Genomic DNA, 5,234 nt, shown 5'->3' with positions numbered 1-5,234 from the left:
AAGTCAGCAATGAATTTGTCTCTTTGGTCAGCATCAAACTCGCTGCGTCACCGTTTTCCCGGTGTCGTATGCATTTCTTTTTTACGGAGAGTTTGATCCTGGCTCAGGATGAACGCTGGCGGCGTGCTTAACACATGCAAGTCGAACGGTGAACACGGAGCTTGCTCTGTGGGATCAGTGGCGAACGGGTGAGTAACACGTGAGCAACCTGCCCCTGACTCTGGGATAAGCGCTGGAAACGGCGTCTAATACTGGATATGTGACGTGACCGCATGGTCTGCGTCTGGAAAGAATTTCGGTTGGGGATGGGCTCGCGGCCTATCAGCTTGTTGGTGAGGTAATGGCTCACCAAGGCGTCGACGGGTAGCCGGCCTGAGAGGGTGACCGGCCACACTGGGACTGAGACACGGCCCAGACTCCTACGGGAGGCAGCAGTGGGGAATATTGCACAATGGGCGCAAGCCTGATGCAGCAACGCCGCGTGAGGGACGACGGCCTTCGGGTTGTAAACCTCTTTTAGCAGGGAAGAAGCGAAAGTGACGGTACCTGCAGAAAAAGCGCCGGCTAACTACGTGCCAGCAGCCGCGGTAATACGTAGGGCGCAAGCGTTATCCGGAATTATTGGGCGTAAAGAGCTCGTAGGCGGTTTGTCGCGTCTGCTGTGAAATCCGGAGGCTCAACCTCCGGCCTGCAGTGGGTACGGGCAGACTAGAGTGCGGTAGGGGAGATTGGAATTCCTGGTGTAGCGGTGGAATGCGCAGATATCAGGAGGAACACCGATGGCGAAGGCAGATCTCTGGGCCGTAACTGACGCTGAGGAGCGAAAGGGTGGGGAGCAAACAGGCTTAGATACCCTGGTAGTCCACCCCGTAAACGTTGGGAACTAGTTGTGGGGTCCATTCCACGGATTCCGTGACGCAGCTAACGCATTAAGTTCCCCGCCTGGGGAGTACGGCCGCAAGGCTAAAACTCAAAGGAATTGACGGGGACCCGCACAAGCGGCGGAGCATGCGGATTAATTCGATGCAACGCGAAGAACCTTACCAAGGCTTGACATATACGAGAACGGGCCAGAAATGGTCAACTCTTTGGACACTCGTAAACAGGTGGTGCATGGTTGTCGTCAGCTCGTGTCGTGAGATGTTGGGTTAAGTCCCGCAACGAGCGCAACCCTCGTTCTATGTTGCCAGCACGTAATGGTGGGAACTCATGGGATACTGCCGGGGTCAACTCGGAGGAAGGTGGGGATGACGTCAAATCATCATGCCCCTTATGTCTTGGGCTTCACGCATGCTACAATGGCCGGTACAAAGGGCTGCAATACCGCGAGGTGGAGCGAATCCCAAAAAGCCGGTCCCAGTTCGGATTGAGGTCTGCAACTCGACCTCATGAAGTCGGAGTCGCTAGTAATCGCAGATCAGCAACGCTGCGGTGAATACGTTCCCGGGTCTTGTACACACCGCCCGTCAAGTCATGAAAGTCGGTAACACCTGAAGCCGGTGGCCTAACCCTTGTGGAGGGAGCCGTCGAAGGTGGGATCGGTAATTAGGACTAAGTCGTAACAAGGTAGCCGTACCGGAAGGTGCGGCTGGATCACCTCCTTTCTAAGGAGCATCTGACTCTTCGGAGTCCAGAACCCAGATCGAAGGCATACGTTCTTCGCTGGGAGCTCATGGGTGGAACATTTGACATGGTGCGAAGGAAGTTGTTCTTCTCCAGTACGCCACTTCGGTGGTTGGAACGGGGAGGGTGACGGAGGTCGCACCTGCACGCTGTTGGGTCCTGAGGGACCGGATGCGGATCCTTTGGGATCTGGTCTGAACCTCTGGACCTCTTTCTGTTTCCCCCGTGTGGGGTTGTGGATGGGGGTACCGCCCGTACTTTGAGAACTACACAGTGGACGCGAGCATCTTGCAACAGCCTTCGGGTTGTTGCACAAGATGATCTTAAAGATCATTAGTCAATTTCAGATTCCATCTTCGGATGGGGTCGAGTTTTTGATTCAAACTCATGTGATTTCAAGTCTTTAAGAGCAAACGGTGGATGCCTTGGCATCTGGAGCCGAAGAAGGACGTAGCAATCTGCGATAAGCCTCGGGGAACTGATAAGCAAGTTTTGATCCGAGGGTGTCCGAATGGGGAAACCCCGCTGGGCGGCGTGCCGACCTAGTGACTCCCGCCTGAATATATAGGGCGGGTAGAGGGAACGTGGGGAAGTGAAACATCTCAGTACCCACAGGAAGAGAAAGCAACCGCGATTCCGTTAGTAGTGGCGAGCGAAACCGGAACAGGCTAAACCTAGCGTGTGTGATAGCCGGCAGGCGTTGCACGTTGGGGGTTGTGGGACTTTTCAGTCATCTCTGCCGAGGTGGCGGCGTTACAAGAAGGTATAGACGAACGGTCTTGAAAGGCCGGTCATAGAGGGTGCCAACCCCGTAGTCGAAATGCCTCTCTTGGCGCGAAGAGTATCCCAAGTAGCACGGGGCCCGTGAAATCCCGTGTGAATCTGTCAGGACCACCTGATAAGCCTAAATACTCCCAGATGACCGATAGCGGACAAGTACCGTGAGGGAAAGGTGAAAAGTACCCCGGGAGGGGAGTGAAATAGTACCTGAAACCGTTTGCTTACAAACCGTTGGAGCCTCCTTAGTAGGGGTGACAGCGTGCCTTTTGAAGAATGAGCCTGCGAGTTAGCGATATGTGGCGAGGTTAACCCGTGTGGGGTAGCCGTAGCGAAAGCGAGTCTGAATAGGGCGATTCAGTCGCATGTCCTAGACCCGAAGCGAAGTGATCTATCCATGGCCAGGTTGAAGCGACGGTAAGACGTCGTGGAGGACCGAACCCACTTAGGTTGAAAACTGAGGGGATGAGCTGTGGATAGGGGTGAAAGGCCAATCAAACTTCGTGATAGCTGGTTCTCTCCGAAATGCATTTAGGTGCAGCGTTGCGTGTTTCTTGCCGGAGGTAGAGCTACTGGATGGCCGATGGGCCCTACAAGGTTACTGACGTCAGCCAAACTCCGAATGCCGGTAAGTGAGAGCGCAGCAGTGAGACTGTGGGGGATAAGCTTCATAGTCGAGAGGGAAACAACCCAGACCACCAACTAAGGTCCCAAAGCGCGTGCTAAGTGGGAAAGGATGTGGAGTTGCCTTGACAACCAGGAGGTTGGCTTAGAAGCAGCCACCCTTGAAAGAGTGCGTAATAGCTCACTGGTCAAGTGATTCCGCGCCGACAATGTAACGGGGCTCAAGCACGCCACCGAAGTTGTGGCATTGACATTATTGGTAGGCCTTCGTGGTCCAGCCGTGTTGATGGGTAGGAGAGCGTCGTGTGGCCAGCGAAGCGGCGGTGTAAACCAGCCGTGGAGGCTACACGAGTGAGAATGCAGGCATGAGTAGCGAATGACGTGTGAGAAACACGTCCTCCGAAAGACCAAGGGTTCCAGGGTCAAGCTAATCTTCCCTGGGTAAGTCGGGACCTAAGGCGAGGCCGACAGGCGTAGTCGATGGACAACGGGTTGATATTCCCGTACCGGCGAAGAACCGCCCAAGCTAATCCAGTAGTGCTAAGTGTCTGAATCCCAGTGACTGATCCCTTCGGGGTGACGCTCTGGGCCTAGCGCACGACCCCATTCTGGTGCGGTTAGCGTATTAACAGGTGTGACGCAGGAAGGTAGCCCAAGCCAGGCGATGGTTGTCCTGGTGCAAGTGCGTAGGCCGAGTCGTAGGCAAATCCGCGATTCATTAAGGCTGAGACACGATGCGGATAAAAAGTGGGTGATCCTATGCTGCCAAGAAAAGCATCGACGCGAGGTTCTAGCCGCCCGTACCCCAAACCGACTCAGGTGGTCAGGTAGAGAATACCAAGGAGATCGAGAGAATCGTGGTTAAGGAACTCGGCAAAATGCCCCCGTAACTTCGGGAGAAGGGGGGCCTTCGGCGTATAGGGATTTACTCCCGAAAGCGTTTGGAGGCCGCAGAGACTAGTGGGTAGCGACTGTTTACTAAAAACACAGGTCCGTGCCAAGTCGCAAGACGATGTATACGGACTGACGCCTGCCCGGTGCTGGAAGGTTAAGAGGACCGGTTAGCCGCAAGGCGAAGCTGAGAATTTAAGCCCCAGTAAACGGCGGTGGTAACTATAACCATCCTAAGGTAGCGAAATTCCTTGTCGGGTAAGTTCCGACCTGCACGAATGGCGTAACGACTTCCCAACTGTCTCAACCGCGAACTCGGCGAAATTGCATTACGAGTAAAGATGCTCGTTACGCGCAGCAGGACGGAAAGACCCCGTGACCTTTACTACAGCTTGGTATTGGTGTTCGGTGTGGCTTGTGTAGGATAGGTGGGAGACTTTGAAGCATGGACGCTAGTTCGTGTGGAGTCATTGTTGAAATACCACTCTGGTCACTCTGGATATCTAACTTCGAACCGTAATCCGGTTCAGGGACAGTGCCTGGTGGGTAGTTTAACTGGGGCGGTTGCCTCCCAAAAAGTAACGGAGGCGCCCAAAGGTTCCCTCAACCTGGTTGGCAATCAGGTGTCGAGTGTAAGTGCACAAGGGAGCTTGACTGTGAGACTGACAGGTCGAGCAGGGACGAAAGTCGGGACTAGTGATCCGGCAGTGGCTTGTGGAAGCGCTGTCGCTCAACGGATAAAAGGTACCTCGGGGATAACAGGCTGATCTTGCCCAAGAGTCCATATCGACGGCATGGTTTGGCACCTCGATGTCGGCTCGTCGCATCCTGGGGCTGGAGTAGGTCCCAAGGGTTGGGCTGTTCGCCCATTAAAGCGGTACGCGAGCTGGGTTTAGAACGTCGTGAGACAGTTCGGTCCCTATCCGCTGCGCGCGTAGGAAATTTGAGAGGATCTGACCCTAGTACGAGAGGACCGGGTTGGACGAACCTCTGGTGTGTCAGTTGTTCCGCCAGGAGCACCGCTGATTAGCTACGTTCGGGATGGATAACCGCTGAAAGCATCTAAGCGGGAAGCCGGCCTCAAGATGAGATTTCCATACCTTCGGGTGAGAGGCTCCCAGCCAGACTACTGGGTTGATAGGCCAGATGTGGAAGTGCAGTAATGCATGCAGCTGACTGGTACTAATAAGCCGATGACTTGATAACACACCGTTTGTTGGTGCTACGCGTCCACTGAGTGGTTCTCGATGTACGGTCGAGAACCGCATAACAACAATGACTTTGTTATGTGTTTGATTGAAACATCAATAGTGTTTCGG

2 rRNA genes are annotated in these 5,234 nt (G+C 54.4%); both read left to right on the top strand.

Annotated elements, in window-relative coordinates:
• Nucleotides 1-80 precede the first annotated feature (80 nt).
• Nucleotides 81-1,604: ribosomal RNA gene (locus tag AC07VM_RS18905) — 16S ribosomal RNA — on the top strand.
• Between the two features lie 412 nt (nucleotides 1,605-2,016).
• Nucleotides 2,017-5,121: ribosomal RNA gene (locus AC07VM_RS18900) — 23S ribosomal RNA — on the top strand.
• The 16S and 23S rRNA genes sit together here, the layout of an rRNA operon.
• Nucleotides 5,122-5,234 lie beyond the last annotated feature (113 nt).

The organism is Microbacterium sp. GW821-FHT01D02, assembly GCF_059422585.1.
This window is presented reverse-complemented; position numbering and strand designations above follow the sequence as displayed.